General features: G+C 45.7%; 1 pseudogene. It reads left to right on the forward strand.

From position 1 onward, the window contains the following. A pseudogene (locus AC0QH1_RS00370) lies at positions 1-221 on the forward strand (hypothetical protein); the annotation flags it as partial.

Below are 221 nucleotides of genomic sequence, written 5' to 3' on the forward strand. Positions count from 1 at the left end.
ACCGATAAAGACTATAACGATATTATCTTCCAAGTTCGAGGTGCGAAAGGAACTGCGCCATTAATGGATAGCGTAGTTGCAGAGGGCAAAGACTGGCGCACAACCGATATGGGTCAAGCATTGGTAGAGTATGCCAAAGCTTACATTACGCCAGACGAACCGAATTTCGATGAGGCTTTAGGAGATTTGGTGTCTGACCTAGAATCGGTTTTAGAGGACAC

The sequence above is a fragment of the Phormidium sp. CCY1219 genome, from assembly GCF_055795085.1.